General features: G+C 42.7%; 19 protein-coding genes. 18 read left to right on the forward strand and 1 reads right to left on the reverse strand.

Annotation, left to right across the window (positions count from 1 at the left end):
- The 18 genes from H6G92_RS39115 to H6G92_RS34740 form a co-directional block, all read left to right on the forward strand.
- On the forward strand, positions 1-232 hold a 232-nt coding region (locus H6G92_RS39115), incomplete at its 5' end, for a hypothetical protein (RefSeq protein ID WP_206758851.1).
- A 208-nt stretch (positions 233-440) separates the two neighbouring features.
- Positions 441-752: a hypothetical protein gene (locus H6G92_RS34665; protein WP_190900919.1), complete on the forward strand. Its 312-nt coding sequence runs from the start codon at positions 441-443 to the stop codon at positions 750-752.
- A 69-nt stretch (positions 753-821) separates the two neighbouring features.
- Complete coding sequence (locus H6G92_RS34670) at positions 822-1,268, forward strand: hypothetical protein (protein WP_242059439.1); 447 nt, start codon at positions 822-824, stop codon at positions 1,266-1,268.
- A gap of 2 nt (positions 1,269-1,270) precedes the next feature.
- Complete coding sequence (locus tag H6G92_RS34675) at positions 1,271-1,609, forward strand: hypothetical protein (protein ID WP_190900923.1); 339 nt, start codon at positions 1,271-1,273, stop codon at positions 1,607-1,609.
- Positions 1,603-4,341, forward strand: a complete 2,739-nt coding sequence (locus H6G92_RS34680) for an AAA family ATPase (protein WP_190900925.1) — start codon at positions 1,603-1,605, stop codon at positions 4,339-4,341. Before H6G92_RS34675 ends, H6G92_RS34680 begins: the two co-directional genes overlap by 7 nt.
- Complete coding sequence (locus H6G92_RS34685) at positions 4,338-4,880, forward strand: hypothetical protein (protein WP_190900927.1); 543 nt, start codon at positions 4,338-4,340, stop codon at positions 4,878-4,880. Before H6G92_RS34680 ends, H6G92_RS34685 begins: the two co-directional genes overlap by 4 nt.
- Positions 4,822-5,550 (forward strand): hypothetical protein, encoded by a 729-nt coding sequence (locus H6G92_RS34690; protein ID WP_242059440.1) that lies wholly within the window; start codon positions 4,822-4,824, stop codon positions 5,548-5,550. Before H6G92_RS34685 ends, H6G92_RS34690 begins: the two co-directional genes overlap by 59 nt.
- Before the next feature lie 217 nt (positions 5,551-5,767).
- Positions 5,768-6,826: a hypothetical protein gene (locus H6G92_RS34695; RefSeq protein ID WP_190900948.1), complete on the forward strand. Its 1,059-nt coding sequence runs from the start codon at positions 5,768-5,770 to the stop codon at positions 6,824-6,826.
- Positions 6,823-7,542 (forward strand): hypothetical protein, encoded by a 720-nt coding sequence (locus H6G92_RS34700; RefSeq protein WP_190900928.1) that lies wholly within the window; start codon positions 6,823-6,825, stop codon positions 7,540-7,542. The genes H6G92_RS34695 and H6G92_RS34700 overlap by 4 nt, the downstream gene beginning before the upstream one ends.
- The gene (locus H6G92_RS34705; protein ID WP_190900930.1) at positions 7,539-8,954 is read left to right on the forward strand and encodes a hypothetical protein; all 1,416 of its coding nucleotides are present in this window, start codon (positions 7,539-7,541) and stop codon (positions 8,952-8,954) included. Before H6G92_RS34700 ends, H6G92_RS34705 begins: the two co-directional genes overlap by 4 nt.
- A 32-nt stretch (positions 8,955-8,986) precedes the next feature.
- Complete coding sequence (locus H6G92_RS34710; protein WP_190900932.1) at positions 8,987-9,817, forward strand: hypothetical protein; 831 nt, start codon at positions 8,987-8,989, stop codon at positions 9,815-9,817.
- Positions 9,818-9,939: 122 nt separating this feature from the next.
- Positions 9,940-11,145 carry a hypothetical protein gene (locus H6G92_RS34715; protein WP_190900934.1) on the forward strand — a complete coding sequence of 402 codons (1,206 nt, stop codon included), beginning with the start codon at positions 9,940-9,942 and terminating at the stop codon, positions 11,143-11,145.
- On the forward strand, positions 11,142-12,905 hold the full coding sequence (locus tag H6G92_RS34720; RefSeq protein WP_190900936.1) for a type IV secretory system conjugative DNA transfer family protein: 1,764 nt from the start codon (positions 11,142-11,144) through the stop codon (positions 12,903-12,905). Before H6G92_RS34715 ends, H6G92_RS34720 begins: the two co-directional genes overlap by 4 nt.
- A gap of 68 nt (positions 12,906-12,973) precedes the next feature.
- The gene (locus H6G92_RS40635; RefSeq protein WP_277926829.1) at positions 12,974-13,165 is read left to right on the forward strand and encodes a four helix bundle protein; all 192 of its coding nucleotides are present in this window, start codon (positions 12,974-12,976) and stop codon (positions 13,163-13,165) included.
- Between the two features lie 19 nt (positions 13,166-13,184).
- On the forward strand, positions 13,185-13,337 hold the full coding sequence (locus H6G92_RS40640; RefSeq protein ID WP_313890042.1) for a four helix bundle protein: 153 nt from the start codon (positions 13,185-13,187) through the stop codon (positions 13,335-13,337).
- Between the two features lie 37 nt (positions 13,338-13,374).
- Complete coding sequence (locus H6G92_RS34730; RefSeq protein ID WP_190900938.1) at positions 13,375-13,791, forward strand: hypothetical protein; 417 nt, start codon at positions 13,375-13,377, stop codon at positions 13,789-13,791.
- Positions 13,784-15,031: a hypothetical protein gene (locus H6G92_RS34735; protein ID WP_190900940.1), complete on the forward strand. Its 1,248-nt coding sequence runs from the start codon at positions 13,784-13,786 to the stop codon at positions 15,029-15,031. The genes H6G92_RS34730 and H6G92_RS34735 overlap by 8 nt, the downstream gene beginning before the upstream one ends.
- Positions 15,032-15,138: 107 nt before the next feature.
- Entirely contained in the window at positions 15,139-15,927 is a 789-nt protein-coding gene (locus tag H6G92_RS34740; protein WP_190900942.1) for a restriction endonuclease, read from the forward strand.
- 66 nt (positions 15,928-15,993) lie between these two features.
- Here H6G92_RS34740 and H6G92_RS34745 read toward each other — a convergent pair.
- Positions 15,994-19,964 (reverse strand): DUF3854 domain-containing protein (locus H6G92_RS34745; protein WP_190900944.1); only part of this gene is annotated, 3,971 nt, incomplete at its 5' end.

The following is a 19,964-nucleotide window of genomic DNA, read 5'->3' on the forward strand; positions in this document are numbered from 1 at the left end:
ATTCGCGAACCAAACTCCCCTTCCCACATCCCGTGAAAAGTCAGACCCCGAACTTTCACGCATTTTAGGATACGCAGATTTTACTGTTCGGAGCTGGGGTCTAGAAGGAAAAGCGAAACGAAATCCCCATTTTGTCGTCTACCAACTTTGCGCCCTGTTAGATGAAAAATGGATAAATCAAGGTAAAGTTCCAGGACAAAGACATCTGATTTCTGAAATGCTTACTGGGTAAAGAAATTACCGAAAATAGCTGACCAATTGAAGAAGGCAGATACTTTAAAGGCGAAAGGCTTTTGTGTTTTGTAAACAAGAACCACTCTCCGGCTAATACTCCGAACAGCGCCGCATAATTTTCTCTATTTTTGCAAATGCCAATTACCCGCCACGAAAAAGGCGGGTATTTTATGTATAGTTAGAAGTTCCAAGAAGTTCTCAGAGTCATGGGGATAGGGAGGTTTACCTGGCAAAATGAAGAACTAACAAGACCAGAAGTTGCGGCGATGTTAAAGCCAAAGGTTTCTGCAAGACAACTACAAGCATACTTGAACATAGCTCGGAAGTACTTGCCAGAGTTCCAGAAATTCACCAACAAAAAAACAGGTGGTCTAGATGGCTATGCAAAGCTATACGAGTGTCACATTACAGTACTTCAGGAAATTCGCTCACTAGCTAGGGAACATACTTTAGCTGACATAGAAATTGAATTTCAACAACGAGCATTAAACAAGTCAGAAGTGGGAAGTTGGAAGTAGATTTTTTGTTGCTTCCAACAAGGTGATTTTTAGATTTTTCCTAGAACAATGAAAAAAGGAGTAATTGCCTTGGCATCCAACAATTCTGTGCGAAGAACACAATCTCAAGTTCTTGCTAAGACACTCGCAGCGATTGGGCGCAAGTATCAGCATCACATAAACGCTGCCGGTACGGCGACAATCATTGTCATGCAGTCAATGCCCTCTTATGGGTGGGGCTTGTTCGATTCGGCCCAGGTGGCAATGACTTGTATGTTCGGCGGCGCTGGCGGTATTGGTGGTGGTGCGGCTGGCGGCGCGGCTGCCATTCAAGCACTTCCGGCAGTGATCAATGCAACCATCACAGTACTTTTGTTTGTATACTTTGTAGCTTCTGGGCTTAAGGTTGCCAACGGCATTGGTGAAGGACAGGAAGTAACGCAGATGGTTCAACAGCCCGTAGGCGTGTTTTTCATAATCCTGGTGCTTTGGATTGCTCAAAGTATCTTATTTAACGGCGTTACAGCCGCTTGTTAGTGATGAGCGAGTCTAATAAATCGCCCATGAAACGGGTGAATCAGTCACTTGGTCAAAATGCAACAATAGGCATTTTTACTGGCTTTCAGTTTGCAGTCGCCTTATTTATGTTTGGCGTGGGCTTCATCATAGCGATTATGTTTGGGGCGGGAATAGTTTGGGGACTGCTGGCTGGGGTTTGGTTGAGTGCCACGGTGATAGTTTTATCTGGGAAGCGTCCTTACTTGTTCTGGTCAAGAGTGTTCCCAAGCGTTCCAACTTTCACACGCGGCTATATCAGATATACTTCGCCCCAAAACAAAAAAAGGGCGGGTTTCAAGAAAATGCCTAAGCTATGGTAAAAAGCAGCATTCGTAATCAAAAAATAGTTCCCTTTGAAGACTTTTTAGACTTAGCAACCTTAGTAAAATTAAAAAAGGAGAACTATCAAATCGGAGCTTACTTGTTGAGTAAAAAACAAGTAAGCGACACTAATAACACCCTGCAATTAGTATTCGGATATGAATGCACTGGCTTTCACCCACTGTTTAATTCATCAGAGAGACTAGAGGGAATTGCCAAGGCTTTTGAGAACGGCTGTAAAGATTTCTCCGAGGGTGAGAAATTCACATTTCGTTGGTCTTCGTTTTGCGACGAAGACAAAGTAATTGAAGACTATCGTCAGAGGCTAGCTAGCCCTGTATCTCCTGAGAGTGAGTTTCTTGATTGGGGGCAGGTTGCCCGAATGCAGGAACTCACACGTAACCATCAGCGCAAGGATATTAAGCTCAGTATTTACACGACTTTCACTGTCCGCCCAGGAGGAACCGAAGGTGGTGACGCGGTAGATAGAGCGATAGTTAAGCTGGCGAACTTTTTACAGCGCAAATTCACCCCAACAGGAGCAACCGAACTCACTCTTCAAAACTTAATTCAAGTTCTTGAAAAAGCGATAATAGTCTCTTTGCGGCATCAACAAATACTATCTGAGATGGGCTTGTTCCCCTCGCCAAAATCAGACAAGCAATTGTGGGACGACCTAGTTGATAGAATGGGTGCGAAGGCTGTAAAAGTGCCCCATACCTTGGTTTATGATACTGGTGAATTAAGGGAGGAATTTAGCGAAGCCGCGCCCAACCCATCGCGGTATAACGATCAATTACACGCTACATCCGTACTTCTGAATAACGGCATACCTCACGCTGATAGGCGCTGGGTATGTTTGCCCCACCAGAGTACTGACAAAAAGAAATATATCGGCGTGATGACGCTTGCCCAAAAACCAGAGGTATTTGCTTCAACCTATCAGCAAGTACGCTTTTTATGGGACGTATTCTCACGCGAGGTTATTTATGATGTCGAGATAATAACAGAGATTAGCCCAGCCGATCAAAAAATGATTAGGCTTACCCAACAATTGATTACGAGGCGGTCAATAAATGCCGAGGCGATCGCCAGCAAAAAGACTATTGACGTAGGAGCGCAAATTAATACGGAGCGGTCAGTCGATGCTCAGAAGCAGCTTTACACGGGTGATGTCCCGGAAAATGTAGCTGTCATAATCCTTGTTTATCGCAATTCTCCTTCCGAAATCGACGACGCTTGCAGGCTGATTTCAGGGTATATCAATCAACCGGCTGAGTTGATTAGGGAAATGCAATATACATGGTCAATCTGGCTTGACAGTTTGCTGTTGAGACAGCGGCCGCAGCTGACTTTTCCTTTCAACAGACGTGCCACTTTCTTTGCCAGTGAAGTAATTGGTTTAACGCCAGTCATTCAAACAGCGCACGGTGATAAACAAGGTTTTGAATTAGTTGCTGACGAAGGTCAATCCTCGGTTCACATTGACCTATCAAAGCCGAAAAACATGATGGTAATCGGCACTACCGGGAGTGGGAAATCGGTAATAATTGCCTCTATTATTTATCAATGCTTGGCGTTGGGAATGTCAGTATTAATGATTGACTTGCCCAATGATGATGGTTCAGGAACCTTTGGAGATTTCACGCCCTACTTTAATGGGTTTTATTTTGATATCTCTAAGGAATCAAACAACCTTGTACAACCGCTAGACCTATCAAAGCTTCCTGAGTCGCAGTGGGAGGAAAGAACAAAAGCCCATCGGAATGATATTAATTTAATCGTGCTTCAATTAGTTTTAGGGACGCAAAAGTTTGATGGGTTGCTATCACAAACTATCGAGTCTGTTATACCTCTAGGCACAAAAGCCTTTTACGAAGATGCTGAAATCCAAGAGCGATTTGAATTAGCACGAAAAGCAGGGATAAACACCCCAGAATGGGCGAATACCCCGACATTAGCAGATATGGAGAAATTCTTCTCGCTTGCGTATATTTATTTAGGCTATCAGGACGACAATGTAGAAAAAGCACTTAATTACATCCGCTTGCGGTTACAGTACTGGCAAGCTAGTAGTATCGGTAGCGCTATCTGTAAGCCTTCAACCTTCCAGGCAGATAGCCAGTTGATTACCTTTGCACTGACTAATCTGCAATCAGGAAAGGATGCAGAAGTGTTCGGGATGAGTGCATATATCGCCGCGTCCCGTCAATCCCTCTCCTCGCCCAACAGCGTGTTCTTTATGGATGAGGCTAGCGTATTGCTGGGATTTTCCGCATTGTCGCGGCTTGCGGGTCGTAAATGCGCTACGGCTCGAAAGCAAGGCTGCCGGGTGTTTCTGGCAGCGCAGGACGTTATCTCTATCGCCAAATCCTCAGCGGGAGAACAAATATTACAAAATATGCCATTACGGTTGATTGGGCGTATTGTCCCAGGCGCGGCTAATAGTTTCTCTGAGTTGCTGGGCATCCCTAGAGAAATTATCGATAAAAACGAAAGCTTTGTCCCCAATATTCAGCAGCTATATACGTTGTGGTTGCTCGACTATAACAACAAGTATGTGCGCTGCCGCTATTATCCCTCGTATCCACTGTTGGCATTGGTTGCCAATAGCAGAGAAGAACAAGCCACGCGAGATAAATTCAAGAAAATTCACAGCGACAAGTTCACATGGGTGGCAGAATTTTCTAAATATTATGTCGAGTGTATCAAACAGGGAAAACCATTATGAAGGTTCTATCATCAGTCATTCATACGAAGCTATTGGTGGCAATACTAGCAGGTGTCGTGTCAATAGGAGGCTTCCAGGTTTGGCAATACAATCAAGCTCAATACGCAAAATTTATTATTCATGCGAAGAACGACTGCGGCGTGTATTTGGAATTGGGCGAAAACGCAGTTAAAAACAGTCCTAGTTTGAGGGCATTGAAGTATCAAAATAAACGACTACGTGAGCTAAGGCAACCGGGGATTGGCTCTGAATCCGCCAGCCCAGGACATTACGTTATGCTTTTTCAATCCCCTGCTTCTACCCTTCCGCCTAATGCTAACCCTATCGATGATCCGTTCTTTACCAGTTTATTAAATAAGGAAGAATCACCTAAAACGTTAATGGCTGATGTTGTTTCTTTTGATTTACCCAAAAAACAGGCCACTGTAAAATCTCTCTGCACTAAAAAACCCTTTGTAGTAGACCTGGAGGACTTGTATCTTGAATACCAACCGATTGATCGTAATCTCAGGCGCAGCAATTTTGATATCCTTTTCTAGCCTCCCTGCCAATGCTCAAGCTAGTCAAAACCAATCTTTCTTAACTCAATTCCAACAAATCTATAGCAGCTTGCAGACTTACATTAGTAATTATCAGAAAGAATTTACTAAAAGTTTGGGCAAGTTAGAAGCTGAATTAAATCAGGCAATTGAATCTAGTATTGGTGATTTGGGTATTCCCGATCCCCTAAAAGCTGGCAAGAATATCGAGAAAGTGATTGAGAAACAAGAAGGCGCGTTGCTGATATTAGACCCTCGCATTCAAGCCGACAATGCTATTAAGGATTGGAACCAGCAATATACACGCGGTCAGTCAGAATCAGTACTAGGAGTTGAGGGTCAACGAGTGCAATCGCAAGAGGCAGCAATAACTAATGATGCCACTGCCCAATCAAGCGAAAATGCTGCTGCCGCGCAGGATGATGTCATTACCCAAGACATTCTCAAAAAGGTCGCTATTCAAAACTTACAAAGTGTTGTAATTGCCAAATCTATCCATGCAGAAGCGCAAAAACAATCTCGTTCCTTGGCTGTTACAAATATCAATCTTGCTGATATTTCTAGTCGCATGGATGAGCAAGCGGCAGCGAAGGATCAGGAATCTAATGCCGCTACTCGGCAAATCATTCAATCTGCCGCCGCTAACGATTCCTTCTGGAAGAATCAATAATCAAGTCAACTTGAAGAAGAATTCAGAAGTCAGAATTCAGGAGTCAGAATGAATCAGTGGGGGATTCAGACCCGCCACTGTCTTGTTGACCACTAAATAAAAGATTTAGTGGGGGTGCAAAAACGCCCTGGATTCATCCACTATGAAGTTCAAAATTCATTCTGAATTCTGGCTCCTGACTCCTGAATTCTGTTTCAATAACGTTACGGTAACTGAGATGATAGCGCTCTTAACTATTCTTTTTGCTCAAACTACAGGACAGCAAGCCGGGGAAAATACGGGTACTACAAACTCAGGTGAAATAGTCGAAGGCGCTATCGAAGGCGCAGACATAATCTATAAATCGTTTGAGAATGATTGGTTGGAATTAGCATCTGGAATAAGCCCAATTTATACGGCTGTTGTCGCTGTTTCTACTCTCACGGCTGTTGTGATGATTGGCTTTGCCTCATTCGGCTGGTACAGGAAGTTTGCAGAAGAAGGGTTTGGTTTTGATTTTATATCTGAGATGGTTTTACCGTTGCTAGTAATTGTAATGCTTAGTAATAATGGGTTCCTTCTCGCCAATACAACAGTCGCATTAAAAAACGTATCGACCGGACTAAACAGGAGCATTTTAAATATTACCAGAAATGGGGTCAATTTGAGAGATGCCATACGGAATGTAAACGCTGACCAAAGCTTTGTTTTAGCCGCGCAGATAGCCTTAGCTAGTTGCGAAAAACTAAGTGAAGAGAAGAAGGAAGGTGAAGAATTAAGCCAGAAGCAAGCTTGCATTAAAAAAGCTGTGGAGAATACGCGAAAAGACGCGCAGAAAGCTAGAGAAAAGACTGGCGCGGGTTCTGGAGGAGGAAGTTGGAACCCCTTAGACCTTAGTGGCGAACTAATCAATAGTGCAGTTCAAGGCTTTGTTTACGTAATTCTCAGTGGGGTATCGGCAGCTTTTCAATACATCGTCCAACTGTCATTCTTAATGATTGCATTCGCCGCCCCAATCTTCCTAGTTCTATCTTTGCTGCCCTTCCAAAGCAAGCCTATCTATGCTTGGCTGGCTGGCTGGTTAGGACTAACATTAGTTCTCATTTCCTACTCGATAACAGTAGGCATTATTGCCAGCGCAATAGTCTCCAAGCCTTCTAGCAATCCTTTATTATTGCAACTTTTGCAAGCCATTTTCTCGCCATTGCTTGCAGTAGCCATAGGTACTGGTGGCGGAATGGCTGTATTTTCAGCTTTCACTAGTGGGGTTAAATTCTCGGTGGGGTTACGAAGATGAAATTATTAGAGAGAAAAGAGTTAAACTTTACCCCAATTTTCTTAATAGTCAATGCTATTTTATTAACGCTTTTATTATTCATAGAAATTGTCAATTTTGCTCGGATAGCAACAATTTCTAAAACGAAAGCTTCGACCTTGGTAGAATTGTCTGACGGCGAATCTATCAGAGTTCTTCCTATAGGTAGCTTGGAGCGATCGCCGCAAGCTATTACGTATTTTATCGGGCAAACAATGACCAAGCTCTTGAGTTGGAATGCTCTACCAAAGCCAAGCGATGATTACAAGATAGACCCGACCAAACAATTAAAGTTAGATCCTGGGGTATCAACATCAAAAGGCAAGATTACTACTAGTGTATGGGCTTCAGGTTTTGCGTTGTCAGAAGATTTTCGCGCACCATTCCTTGAGGAGATAAGTAATTTGACGCCGCCCGATGTCTTTAATGGGTCTACGCAATCAATCCTAAAAGTCAGCCTAATCAGTCAGCCAACTCGGATTAAGGATGGGCAATGGAAAGTAGATATGGTTGCAGAGATTGTTGTTTTTCAAGGCAGTAATTTAGTTGGCAAGCCCATCGCTTTTAACAAAACTGTATTTGTCAGGGCGATTGATACGGCTGCCCTGCCTAGATTTGCGTCCGATGTTCAAGAAACCGCATCAAGGGTTCGTAAAGCGGGGTTGGAAATTTACAAAATCCAAGATTTAGACTTATGAAAAAGAAACAGCAAGAGCCTTTGCCAGAGGCAACTATTGAGATAGAGTCGCAAGATTTTGCCGCGATGAACGGGGCTAAAACCTCTTCGATTAATGATTCAGATCAAAGAGAAGAAAACCCCGCTCCAGAAGAAATTGTTACTGCTCGAACAGTCTCGCAATCTCCACTCTTAAAAATGGGCGTTGTTGCCCTAATTTGCTTTATCTTCGTGGCGCTCATTGGGGCAATGCTAGGCAACTCAATGAATGTGCTGAAGTTTTCTAAGGGCATTGTGCAACCGCCTACAGAAGAGCAAACGCCCCTAGCAGAGCCGGAAAATGAGACGGGCAAGGATAAAACAGCGCTTGCTCTGACTAGCCAAAATTACGAGTTAAAGCAGATTCGCGATCGCTTGCCTAGCCCAACGCCTACCCCTAGCGCAACCTTAGCCCCAGCCCCAATCGCACCCGTTACCCCTCCGATGCAACCAGTGCAGCGCGGACAACGTTCTTACCCAGTCGCCAGTCAGCCAGCTTTGCCGAGAACTTTCCCCCAGGCTAGAGGATCGCAACCCCAGCCCAAAATTGCCCAGCCGATCAGACAATCTCCTTTGGCGTTACCAACGGCTGCAACCAACGCCCCCACCAAAGACCCCACTCAGCAATGGCTTCTCGCTGCAAACGCTGGCAGTTTCAGGAGTTCAGTCGATGAATCAGATAGCGAAAAACCCATCAAGATTAATGGAATTGAAGGAGGTACGGGAGGAGCTACACAAGTCGCCCAGAACACTACCATTAATTACAACGCTCTTCGCGTACTTGTTGGCAGCACCGCAGAGGGGAGGCTAGAAACGCCGATCGCTTGGGGCACTGGTGACGCTGGCAACCAGAATTACTTGGTGAAACTAACAAAACCCTTAAAAGCCTCAGATGGTAGGGACGTACTACCCGTGGGCGCTTATCTGGTTGTTCAACTAGCAGAGTCCAATGGTTCGGGTTTCGCCAAGCTGCGCGGTGTTTCAGTATTGGTCAATATAAACGGCGATACGCAAGAAAAGCAACTCCCAGAAAATGCCGTTCTGATAATGGGCAAGGATGGTGGTTTCTTAAAAGCAGAGTCTCGCAGAGGTAGCAACCTGGGTAACAATTTCATTTCTGCGATCGTCGCGGGAGTTGCGAAGGCTGCCCAGGTACAGAATAGCCCTGTAACTCAAGTTAGTACGAACTCTAATGGCTTCTCTACTAGCTCCACTACCAACGAGCAAAAAGATTTATCCGCCGCTTTTGGAGAGGGTGCATTTAATAGCATTCTCGACAATATCAAAAGCTCAAATGTCGCCCGTTCTCAACAGTTAAGCGGTAGAGAAGAAGTATTTGTGATCGATGCTGGCAAGTCAGTTCAAATATTCATCAATCAAACAATATCGCTCTAGTCAGAATAACGTTACGGTAACTGAGGATATAAATGTTAAAGAAAACCACTATTATTGCAGCATTTTTAATCTTAACTAGCGCGGCAAAAGCAACGGCGATAGCTGCCCGAACGGTTTACCAGAACGACGCAAACTCCAATGCCATCGAATTAAAAGTGTGGAAGGGCTACGGGCTAACTATTAATTTGATGTCTACAGGGGAAACTATCAAGCAAGTTTGGATAGGCGATCCAAGTCGCTTCGCCTTTACTTCAAATGGTGCTTTATGCCCGTCATCAGGCGGCGATTCTGACTGCACAGGAGGCAAAGCGACTGTAATTTTCCTTCGCCAGATTGACCCGATCAACTTCCCTGTTACCTCTAGTAGCAATGGAAGCACTCAAATTACAGTACTTACCAATGAAAAACAATATCAATTTAAGATAGTCCCTGCTACTGGCAACCCAGCCTATACAAGCTTGGTGATTAAATCGGATTCGGAGCGCCCATTGCCAATTACGCGTCCGCGAACGCCACTTCCTCTAACAGTTCAAAAGCCGCAATCAGCGCCGTCAGACTTCCCGCAGCCCTCGCCGCCACCACAAACAATAAAAGTCCCCCCGCCTCAGCCTGTTGCCGTTTTACGCCCCAATCCTGGGACTACGCTAAATGGTGCGATTCAGAGGAACGATGCCAATGCTCTCGTTTTTGGGCTAGCAGAGGCGGGGCGGAAAGGTCAAGTTAAACCCGGATCTACCACCTGGAACAAGGTACAAGATGCAATTAAATTGTTACGGCGTGGCAAGACTATAGATGAGGCAATTTCGCTTTCTCAGGTCGATAAAACCACTTTTCATCAATTACTTGAATGGGGACGATTGTGAGTGAATTATTAAAAGTTTTTCGCAAAAAACTAGACAAGTTTCTCTATTTGTGTAGGTGGGGAAATGAATTGTTGATACTTTCCGTAACAGCCTAGTTATTAACTCTTACTGTTGTTAAAATCATGAAGTTTAAACTCTTTCTACTGACTGCTTTCGCCTCCCTGGTTCCACTTTCCGCCTCAATCGCAGAGACACCGAGAACTACCCCGACAATTGAGCATTCCCAAGGGAATTACAAAACTGCTGCCCCCGACTGGTCAAAAATCACATGGGATACTTTGCCACCCGTTCAGCAGCCAGGATTTTTAAAGATACCTAAAAACCTGATTTCGACTTTTGGATACGATCCCTCGCGTTCGTGGACAGCAGGGCAAAAAGTAGATTCTGTTGTGATGCTGGGCGATGCCGATGATGCTTTTAAGATGTCTCTATTGAGCTTAAAGTCCATTAGTACGGTGGCTTTGCCCACTACAGCCACAACCACCAAACCCACTCTCAAAGACTTTGGATTAATGCAATGGCAAACGCCAAAAACATTAGTTAAAGCAATGCCTGAATTAAGCAATTTGAGCCTATCAGAAGTTCCCCCATTAGCGGCTCTATTTTCTAAGAATGGTGCTGGACTGGGTAGCAGCACTATTTCTCAAGCCATAGCCTCAAATCCTCAAGCCGCAAACCTGACACTAGATAAGATTGACCTAAGCAAATATTCGCTTGATTCAATTCCTGGGTTGGACAAAACTCAATTAGGAAAGTTTAAATCATGGCAGCAAGCTTATGTCAATCAAATTCCTAAATTAAGTCAAGTTCCCTTTGATAAAATGCCTCAGCCTATTAGCTCTGGCATTGGTGTTGTGGGTATCGCATCTGTTGTACTTGGTACGGCAGAAAAGGGCGACAGAAGGGCTGGGAATAATTACTTTGTGTCTGGCAGCGTTGTCAGAGGCGACCGCACTGAAGAGGTCGCCTGTCCTCCAAGCATTGAATGCTCATACTTAGAGATGGGGGATTTTGCTGGCGAACAAGGGGGCTTATATGGCAAGCGCTGGGCATCTGGCTCATCTCAGCAAGTTAAGGGCGGTTATGGAATTCTTGCCGCCGTGAATGGGGGCAAGGAACCCACGGGGCGGCTAGTGTATGGTAGTGGGTTCAAAGTGGCGCTAACTGGAGTTAATGAATCCCTTGGGACTGCCGACTTTGGCTTATTCTTTAGGATCTGTGCGCGACCGCCATTTCAGCAGAAAACTTGCACCCCTTACTTCATTGGGCCAGTTCCCTGGTTGCCCGTGAGTGAGAATGATTTGGTTATCGTGGGCACTGGACGATGAGAGGGACTCCTAAGACAGAGGTTAAGCCAAATCAATTTATTCCCCCAGGTATTGAATCGGCTCTGTTTTCCCCCGCAGGTTTAGGGGTACTCGCCTGTGGTGCGGTGATCGTAATCGCCAAAATCATCGATAGTAGGGGAGGTATTGCCAAGCTAGCGACAGCGCGGTGGGGCGGGACAACAGAGAAAACAGCGGCTCGTCAGTTGGCGTGTAAACAAATCCAGCAACGCTTGCATAACCGAGTATCGCTGTATGTGGGAACTCCCAAGAATACAACGAGCGAGGTTATTAATGGTGTCCGTAGAACTTGTATCCCTGAAGATTCAACAACCCTTTATTTTCCAGAGGCACAGCGAGGCATCCTAGTTTGTGGTGGCCCAGGGAGTGGAAAGTCATTTTCAATGATTAATCCCCTGATTCGCTCTGCAATTGATCAGGGCTTACCTCTGGCTTTATATGATTTCAAATACGCCTCCCAGGAATCAGCTGATTCTCCATCTAAAGGGCAAGCTCCAATACTTGCAGGGTATGCGATAGAACGCGGTTATCAGGTTACTGTGCTTGCTCCAGGCTTTCCAGAATCAGCTGTTGCTAACCCTATCGACTTTCTTCGTAGCAATGAAGACTCAGAGATGGCGCGGCAACTTGCAATTACACTCAATCGCAATTTCCAACTCGGTGATAAAGACTCTGGAAATAGCTTCTTTACCAACGCTGGCGATCAGTTAGTCCAAGCCGTCTTTATGCTGGCGAAGGGCACAGAGTATCCAGATATCATGATGTGCCAAGCAATCCTGGGTTTGCCAAAGTTAGTTAAGCGCATTGAGCAAGCCGCCGAACTAAACTTCATGGTTAGAGAGGCTTTCGCACAGTTTGTATCTGTTGCAGGGTCGCCAGAAACAGCGGCTAGTATTGTGGGTACAGCTAGCGGATTGTTCAGCCGATTCATGGTTCCCTCGGCCTTGGCTGCCTTCTGTGGTCAGACTAACATTCCTTTGGATTTGAAGGGGCGGCAGATGGTGATTTTCGGGATGAACAAAGAGAAGCGTGATGTAATTGCACCCTTGCTAGTCTCGATTCTGCATCTATTAGTGAGTCGGAATGTAGCTAACAAACGTACTTGTCCTTTGGTATTAGGGATTGACGAATTACCTACTCTTTATTTACCAGCACTGGTTGATTGGCTGAATCAGAATCGGGAAGATGGATTGGTATCAATACTGGGATTACAAAATCTCTCAATGCTGATTGAATCCTATGGTGAAAACACAACTAATGCCATCTTTGGTGGTTGTGCTACCAAAGCATTCTTTAACCCCCAAGATGATGTCGCCGCCGAACGATTTAGTAAGTTTTTAGGTGAAGAGGAAATTAAATACAAGCAACGTTCTCGCTCATCAGGAGGCAAGGGTGGTGCAAGCATTTCTAATTCTGACCAAAACAGTACTCGCAAGTTATTTGATGTCAATCAATTTAACACCTTACCATCGGGAAAAGCAGTAATTATTAGTCCCGGTTTTCGTTCTCGTGGTCAAATAAGTTTGCCAATCTTGGAATCAATTAAGATTCCTCAGCATGAAATCCAATCTGAAGCTGACAGTGTGAAAGCTTGGTACGAGTTTCAAAAGTTTTTATCTAAAGAATCTACTCTCTTAACTCCAGCAGATGAAGAAATGAAAATTCGCCGAGCCTCCGCGATAAAATTGTTACCTTTAATAGAAAACCAAGAGCAGTTATCAGAATATGCAAGTCTGATTTAGGCAAGAAAAAGGGAACAGGTAACAGGGAACAGGGAATAGAAAAAATTAGTAATAAATGAAGGGTTTATATGTCAGAAATTAATGATTTTAAAGACTTAAAGATTTGGCAAAAAGGGATAGATATAGCTGAGAAATGCTATTTTTTGACCAAACTCTTTCCTAAAGATGAGTTGTATGGAATGGTACAACAAATCAGAAGGTCTGCGGCATCTATTCCAGCTAACATAGCACTTATGCTATGGAAGAAGATCAACGGCTGAGTATATAAGATTTCTTAACATTGCCCAAGGTTCACTTAACGAATTAGAAACACATATTATTTTATCTCAGAGAGTAGGATTATGTAGCCAAACTGACATAGAATCAATTATCTTTTTACTACGAGAAGAGAGCCGGATGATTATTGCTCTTATTAAAAAGCTACAACAATAAATTCTGTTCCCTGTTCCCTGTTCTCTGGAGAAAATTCATGTCGCCAAGTAAGTTTTACCCGTTCTCTGATTATGACAGAAAACAACTTGCTAAACTCCCTCCTGATATAGCAGCCCTAGCAGATAAATATCCAAGTGAGATTTTAAACACTGCTGATAGTTGGGATAACTTGCCTTTTGATGCTAACTATTTTCCTGAGTGCCTTGAAGTCTATAGCGGCGATGCAGATGATGCCAATATTTTTGTGTTAAATGGTGTTCTGAAAGATTATGTCCCATCTTATGCTGAAAAAAATACATCATCGATAACAGTAATGATTGATGGAGAATTTGCTTACATAGAAGTTGAGGGTAGACAGGTTCTTAATAAACTCGGTGGAATAGTTTTACCAGAAGTAGCGATTAATCCTGAACTGTTAATTCAGTCAATTCTCAAAGGTGAAAATAATGATTGATGATGGCGAAGCTAAAGAGATTAAGCGAGATTATCTAGACATTTTAGAATCTCTCCTCAAACTCATCCATGCGAAAGCTAAAGAAAAAGGATTAGATCCCAGCAAGGATATTCATATTTACTCTAGCTCTAGGAAAGTTTATCAAGGAACATTGGGAGAATCACCCTCTAAAAACTTCTTAACGCCGACGATAGTAGAGAACTTAAAAAAAGCTCTGTCTGACCCGAAAAATTCTCAAGGTGCAATTTCTATTAAAATTGGTAATGAAAAAGTATTCCATATTAAAAATGGAGAGGTATTGACTGACAAATTAGGTTTAGCTCCGGCATCACAGAAAAATAAAGTTGTAAGTAATGAGCGAATCTACAATGTAGAAGCTTTAGGAAAACAAGTGCAAGTATTGCAGAAAAAACTAAGCGAACAACAAAAACTTGTAGATAGTATCAAATCAGAACAGCTTTCACCCGAATCTTTATCACAACTAGCTGCTCAAGTTGCCGAAATGAGTAAATCCTTGGAGAAGCAGCAACAGTTGATTGAAAACACCCAAAAAGCATTGTCACAGGTAAATGAACGGTTTTTACCACAAGTTCAAAATACGGTTCTTCAAAATTGGGTGGGTACGGTTGAGAACAAGGTAAAACAAACTGCCAAGAATGTTTTTGAGCGGATTAAAGATGTGCTGACACCCGAAGTAACGAAGCTCAGAAAGGAAATTACTTCACTTAAATCTCAAATTAATGAACAAATTACTAGCTTCAAGGATGAAGTTAAATATCAGACTGACAGTGTAAGAAATCAACTCAATCAACAAGTTGGTAACTTAACTCAAGAGATACGTACACAGGTAGATAGTCTTAAAAACACGGCTGATCAAAGCCTTATGGGTGTTCAGTCAGCCATTGATAATACTCGAACTGAACTACGGGCTGCTGTTGAGGATGTTAAAGGTCAAGCAATTGAACAGAGTGTCAAAGCAATGCTGAATATCTTGGGCAAAGATAACCCTGATGGTTCCAAGAGTTTTAAAAGTACAACTTTTGATTTTGAACGTCTTGGCGATAATGTAATCGTTCGTGCCAAAAACGGCGATACTGTTCTCACTGATGGAGTTTTATCACGTAACGTAAGTGACCAACAGTTACAGGCACTTGATAAGGTTCAATCTGTTGTTGATATGCATCATCAAATTCAGCAGGATTTTCAACAAGAATCACAATTTAGAAATATGCACAGGTAAGCCCGCATTTCTCACAAGCTTGAGGGGATATTGGGCAGAGGGGATTGAACTTGGCACATTGAACTCTCCTTTGCCTCCCTGTTCCATGATCAAAGGGGAGCGTAAAAATGATACTAATCCTAATCATTGGTTTGTTGTTTGCACTGGGTGGAATAATTTTTCTAGCTTGGCTGTTTGTATTATTTCCACCTTCAACGCCAAAGTCAAAGTATCGCTCCCAAGGTTTTAAGCAATCGCCATTACCACCCAAGAGTACAAAATCGTCTGACATTTCACCTCAAAATTTTGTACGACAAAGCCCAGTAGCAACCCAAAAGGCTTTCTTAGCTAAAAATTTTAAGAAGCAATTACTACCAAGCCCAGCGCGAACACCAAGGGTTAGATTACCTAAAAATCTTAAAAAACACTTGAATAATATTGAGTACGCTAGTCAAGTATTACTTGAGCTTCGTAGCATAACTCAATTAGCCAAATTGCCAGTAGTAATCGCCACACTGCGTAGGATATCACCCTACGTTTTTGAGGAATTGGTACTCACTTGCTGCTTTGAACAGGGGTGGCAAATTCAACGCAACTTTCGGTACACCGGTGACGGCGGGATAGATGGTCGCGTGTTGATTTTGGGAAAGCTTTATGTAATCCAGGTTAAGCGTTATGCTGATTACATTAGCCCAAAACACATCAAAGATTTCCTGTGCTGTATTGAAGGAGAAGCAGCTAGTGGTGGATTCTTCGTGCATACTGCCATAACTGGACAGTTATCAAAACAATTGATTCGTCGCTCCGACAAAATAATCTTAGTGAGCGGTCAGAAACTAGTAAATTTTGTCTTAGGTAAGCAGTTAAAAATAGTGGGAATAACAATACCAGTTAAAACAGTGAACAGTTATCAGTAAACAACTAATCTATGAATGAATGAATTAATGGAAATATCTGATAGCTGATAATTGATAACTGATAAGTTAGCGTCGAAACTGTAGATGCTCCCCGTTATCATCTGATTGTTGAGGGTTTATTTTCAATCTCTTCAGAATCGATGGTTTGTCATCTCTAATCAGTTGCCTAACGATGTTCATTTTCTCCTCAAAAGTCAAAGCTAAAGCATCAGTTGTAACACTCGTAAATAACTCGCTGACCTTTGCTCCTGTTACCTTTTCACCTTTGACATATTTTCCTACTTCCATAACTACTTCTGCCAATCTTTCAATATCTAAACCCTGAATCATCTGTTTGAGATGCAACTTTAATTCTGCTAGTAATGTTTTAGCTAAGGTTGACTCAGTAGCTGATTGCTCAACAGAGTTAGAGGTGGATAAAATAGCTCTCTTCTCTACATGAGATTGCAACTCAGTTGTCAATGCTGTTTCAAAGTCATTGAATGTAGTCTTAGATGCAACAAGTTGTTGATGAGACTGAGAAAGTTGTTCTGTTAATCCTAATATTGTTTGGGTCAAAGCAGACTCGATAGCTGATTGTTCAATATAATCAGAGATTGACAGAATGGCTTTGTTTTGTGCATGAGATTGCAACTCAGCCGTCAATGCTATTTCAAACTTATTGAATGTACTTTTAGCAGCAAGAAGTTGTTGATGAGATTGAGAAAGTTGCTCTGTCAATCCTAATACTGCTTGGTTTAAAGCAGACTCGATAGCTGATTGCTCAACATAATCAGAAATTGACAGAATAGCTTTATTTTCTGCATGAGATTGCAACTCAGCCGTCAATGCTGTTTCAAACTCATTAAATGTACTTTTAGCAGTAACAAGTTGTTGATGAGATTGAGAAAGTTGTTCTGTCAATCCTAATACTGCTTGGTTTAAAGCAGACTCAATAGCTGATTGCTCAACATAATCAGAGATTGACAGAATGGCTTTGTTTTGTGCATGAGATTGCAACTCAGCCGTAACCGCTTCATCAAAGTCATTAAATACAGTTTGAGCTTCAACTAACTGCTGATGAGATCGAGAAAGTTGCTCTGTTAAGCTTAATATTGTTTGGGTTAAAGCAGACTCGACAGCTGATTGCTCAATATAATCAGAGATTGACAGAATGGCTTTCTTCTCTGCATGAGATTGTAACTCTTGAGTCAAGGCTGTTTCAAAATCACTGAATGTACTTTTAGCAGTAACAAGTTGTTGATGAGATTGAGAAAGTTGCTCTGTTAAGCTTAATATTGTTTGGTTTAAAGCAGACTCGATAGCTGATTGCTCAATATAATCAGAGATTGACAGAATGGCTTTGTTTTGTGCATGAGATTGCAACTCAGCCGTAACCGCTTCATCAAAGTCATTGAATGTAGTCTTAGATGCAAGAAGTTGTTGATGAGACTGAGAAAGTTGTTCTGTCAATCCTAATATTGTTTGGCTTAAAGCAGACTCGATAGCTGATTGTTCAATATAATCAGAGATTGACAGAATGGCTTTCTTCTCTGCATGAGATTGTAACTCTTGAGTCAAGGCTTTTTCAAAGTCATTGAATGTACTTTTAGCAGCAAGAAGTTGTTGATGAGATTGAGAAAGTTGCTCTGTCAATCCTAATACTGCTTGGTTTAAAGCAGACTCGATAGCTGATTGCTCAATATAATCAGAGATTGATAAAATAGCTCCTTTTTCTGCATGAGATTTTAACTCTTGAGTCAAGGCTGTTTCAAAGTCATTGAATGTACTTTTAGCAGCAAGAAGTTGTTGATGAGATTGAGAAATTTGCTCTGTCAATCCTAATACTGCTTGGTTTAAAGCAGACTCGATAGCTGATTGCTCAATATAATCAGAGATTGTATTTAAGAGTTGTCTGGTGGCTTGTTGTGAAGAATGGACATAACTTGCTTCTCTATTAAAAATTGTTGAATCTTGTCCGTTAATTTGTCTTGAGAGTTTCTCTGTTCGTTGACCTCGAAGCCCATCATCTGTAGAGCTTTGGTTAATTCCTGCAATATCGTCTCCATGCTCGAAGACTTTTTCGAGTTCAGCATCTCGGTTAATTGCTGCAAGAAGTTCGACTGATTCGCGCTTATTTCGATTAGGTTCTCGGCTTGGCTCGTTTCTAAGAACTCGATTTTCTGGGTCAATTGCTGGCTGTTGGTTTGTAACTGCTCGATTTTCTGGGTCAATTGCTCTATCTTCTCGGTTAGCAACTGTATCTGTGTTGGGTTGTTGTCGTTGGTTAATGTCATGGGTTTGTACCTGTGGTTTATTTTGTAAAAGATAGGGAACAGGCAATGGGGAACAGGCAACAGTTTTTTCTATTTCCTCTTCCCTGTGTGTTGGTAAGAGATCCAATTTGTCATTCCTTGTTGCCCGTTTCCTGTTGCCTGTTCCCTCAAGTTGTATAGAACGTTGTTCTGGTGTCAGATGAGGCGGTGGTGCAAAAGCCGCAGCCTTTGAATGCTGATTCTGCTGTTGCCAGTCTCTTAAACGCTTTGCTTCATGGCTCAATTTCTCGTAAGCTAGTGGCCCACTTGCGACTATAAAATCATCGACACCTTTATCTGGCCCTGGCAAGCTGACAACTTTTACTCTTGCTCCAGCTTTTTGTAACAATCTTCCAGTTACGGAAATATCTCGTTCGATATGGAGTTTTGTTTCGGGCTTGGTTTCATAGTCAAAGCAGAATTTGATTTCTCGAGAAGGTGTGGCGAAAACCGCTAGCTCCTCATGCAGGTAAGACTTGCCAATTTTCTTACCAAACTCATCTTTGGGAGTTCGGTATCCCGCCGAAATCCCAGGTAGCCCAATGGCAGCATGACCCTGACTCAACAGGCTGGCTGCTTTTTTAGCTCCTTCTGCGATCGCACACGGGATATTATGTTTCCATACACAGTACCAAAATCCTGACTGGCGATCGCTATCACTGGGGTTCACCTTGTGTTTGGAGTAAATGCTCTCGGCTATATCGTCAGGGACATCTAGCAAGAAGATACTTAATTCAACTTTTGGGGGATGCTCATATTTAATGAATTTCCCTTCAATTATTTGATTATTCTCATCTTTTTTGGGTCTTGGTTGATTTGGCTTGTAGCATCCCCATCGTTTAATCGGCGGTTTCTCACCTGGCTTTAAGTTAGCAAATGTTCGCGCATCAACTCCAGCATCACACCACCATCCACCAGCATCAAGATGCGAATATGCCCTTATAAAACCATCTGTTAGCCGTCCTGTATTTGTTCGATTCAGTTTTTCGCTGACCATGAGCCGTTCCCAGGCTTCATGCTCACCACCTGCATAGTTAAACTGAAGACTCTCAAAGTTCAACGCTGTAATATTAGGATGAATGGCACTTGATTCAAACTCTTGCCAGTGTTTTGGTTCAATGAAATTAGGTATTTTTTCAGTCTGATTGGGTGTCCAGAATGGTTCTGTGGGGACAGGAGATTTCAGTACTGGCTTAGAGAAAACCGATTCAAGAGTATTATAATTTGGTGTCTCTTTCAAGACGGGCAAGACTTTCGGTACTTTTATTGATGAATCATGGCTTGTTGTCCGGCTAGATGCGACTGATTTCACAATTGGCCCGACAAAAGGAGTAGATACTGTCGTCTCTAGTTTTAGTACTGGCTTCTCAAAAGGGGCACTTATATTTATAGTTATTGCTTGGTGCTGCTCAATCGTCGATTTCTGAATTTGTTTTCGTAGCAATTCCAAAGCATTCTCTTTGGCTTTCGACTGTTGCGCCAACTCTACCAATCGCGTTGGATCTTCGGTGTAAATTTTTAATTCATGCCTTGCACGGCTGGCAGCAACATAAAAACTTTCCTGTCCAATAGTGAAATCTGCCGAAATTAACACCCGATCCGCAGTTTTCCCCTGGCTACTATATGTTGTACTCACAAGGGCATAGTCTAAGTTTTGCGCCTGTGCCAAACTAATGCATTCAGTACGCTCATCAGCATATTTAATCTGGACTATGTTCAGGTCGATCCCTGTTACAGTAAACT

The organism is Nostoc foliaceum FACHB-393, assembly GCF_014698505.1.
GTDB lineage: Bacteria > Cyanobacteriota > Cyanobacteriia > Cyanobacteriales > Nostocaceae > Nostoc > Nostoc foliaceum_A.

Excerpts from the sequence above, each read along its gene's own strand:
- H6G92_RS34665 (WP_190900919.1), top strand. The coding sequence starts at position 441 with ATGGGGATAGGGAGGTTTACCTGGCAAAATGAAGAACTAACAAGACCA.
- H6G92_RS34675 (WP_190900923.1), top strand. The coding sequence starts at position 1,271 with ATGAGCGAGTCTAATAAATCGCCCATGAAACGGGTGAATCAGTCACTT.
- H6G92_RS34680 (WP_190900925.1), top strand. The coding sequence starts at position 1,603 with ATGGTAAAAAGCAGCATTCGTAATCAAAAAATAGTTCCCTTTGAAGAC.
- H6G92_RS34685 (WP_190900927.1), top strand. The coding sequence starts at position 4,338 with ATGAAGGTTCTATCATCAGTCATTCATACGAAGCTATTGGTGGCAATA.
- H6G92_RS34695 (WP_190900948.1), top strand. The coding sequence starts at position 5,768 with ATGATAGCGCTCTTAACTATTCTTTTTGCTCAAACTACAGGACAGCAA.
- H6G92_RS34700 (WP_190900928.1), top strand. The coding sequence starts at position 6,823 with ATGAAATTATTAGAGAGAAAAGAGTTAAACTTTACCCCAATTTTCTTA.
- H6G92_RS34705 (WP_190900930.1), top strand. The coding sequence starts at position 7,539 with ATGAAAAAGAAACAGCAAGAGCCTTTGCCAGAGGCAACTATTGAGATA.
- H6G92_RS34710 (WP_190900932.1), top strand. The coding sequence starts at position 8,987 with ATGTTAAAGAAAACCACTATTATTGCAGCATTTTTAATCTTAACTAGC.
- H6G92_RS34715 (WP_190900934.1), top strand. The coding sequence starts at position 9,940 with ATGAAGTTTAAACTCTTTCTACTGACTGCTTTCGCCTCCCTGGTTCCA.
- H6G92_RS34720 (WP_190900936.1), top strand. The coding sequence starts at position 11,142 with ATGAGAGGGACTCCTAAGACAGAGGTTAAGCCAAATCAATTTATTCCC.
- H6G92_RS40635 (WP_277926829.1), top strand. The coding sequence starts at position 12,974 with ATGTCAGAAATTAATGATTTTAAAGACTTAAAGATTTGGCAAAAAGGG.
- H6G92_RS34730 (WP_190900938.1), top strand. The coding sequence starts at position 13,375 with ATGTCGCCAAGTAAGTTTTACCCGTTCTCTGATTATGACAGAAAACAA.
- H6G92_RS34735 (WP_190900940.1), top strand. The coding sequence starts at position 13,784 with ATGATTGATGATGGCGAAGCTAAAGAGATTAAGCGAGATTATCTAGAC.
- H6G92_RS34740 (WP_190900942.1), top strand. The coding sequence starts at position 15,139 with ATGATACTAATCCTAATCATTGGTTTGTTGTTTGCACTGGGTGGAATA.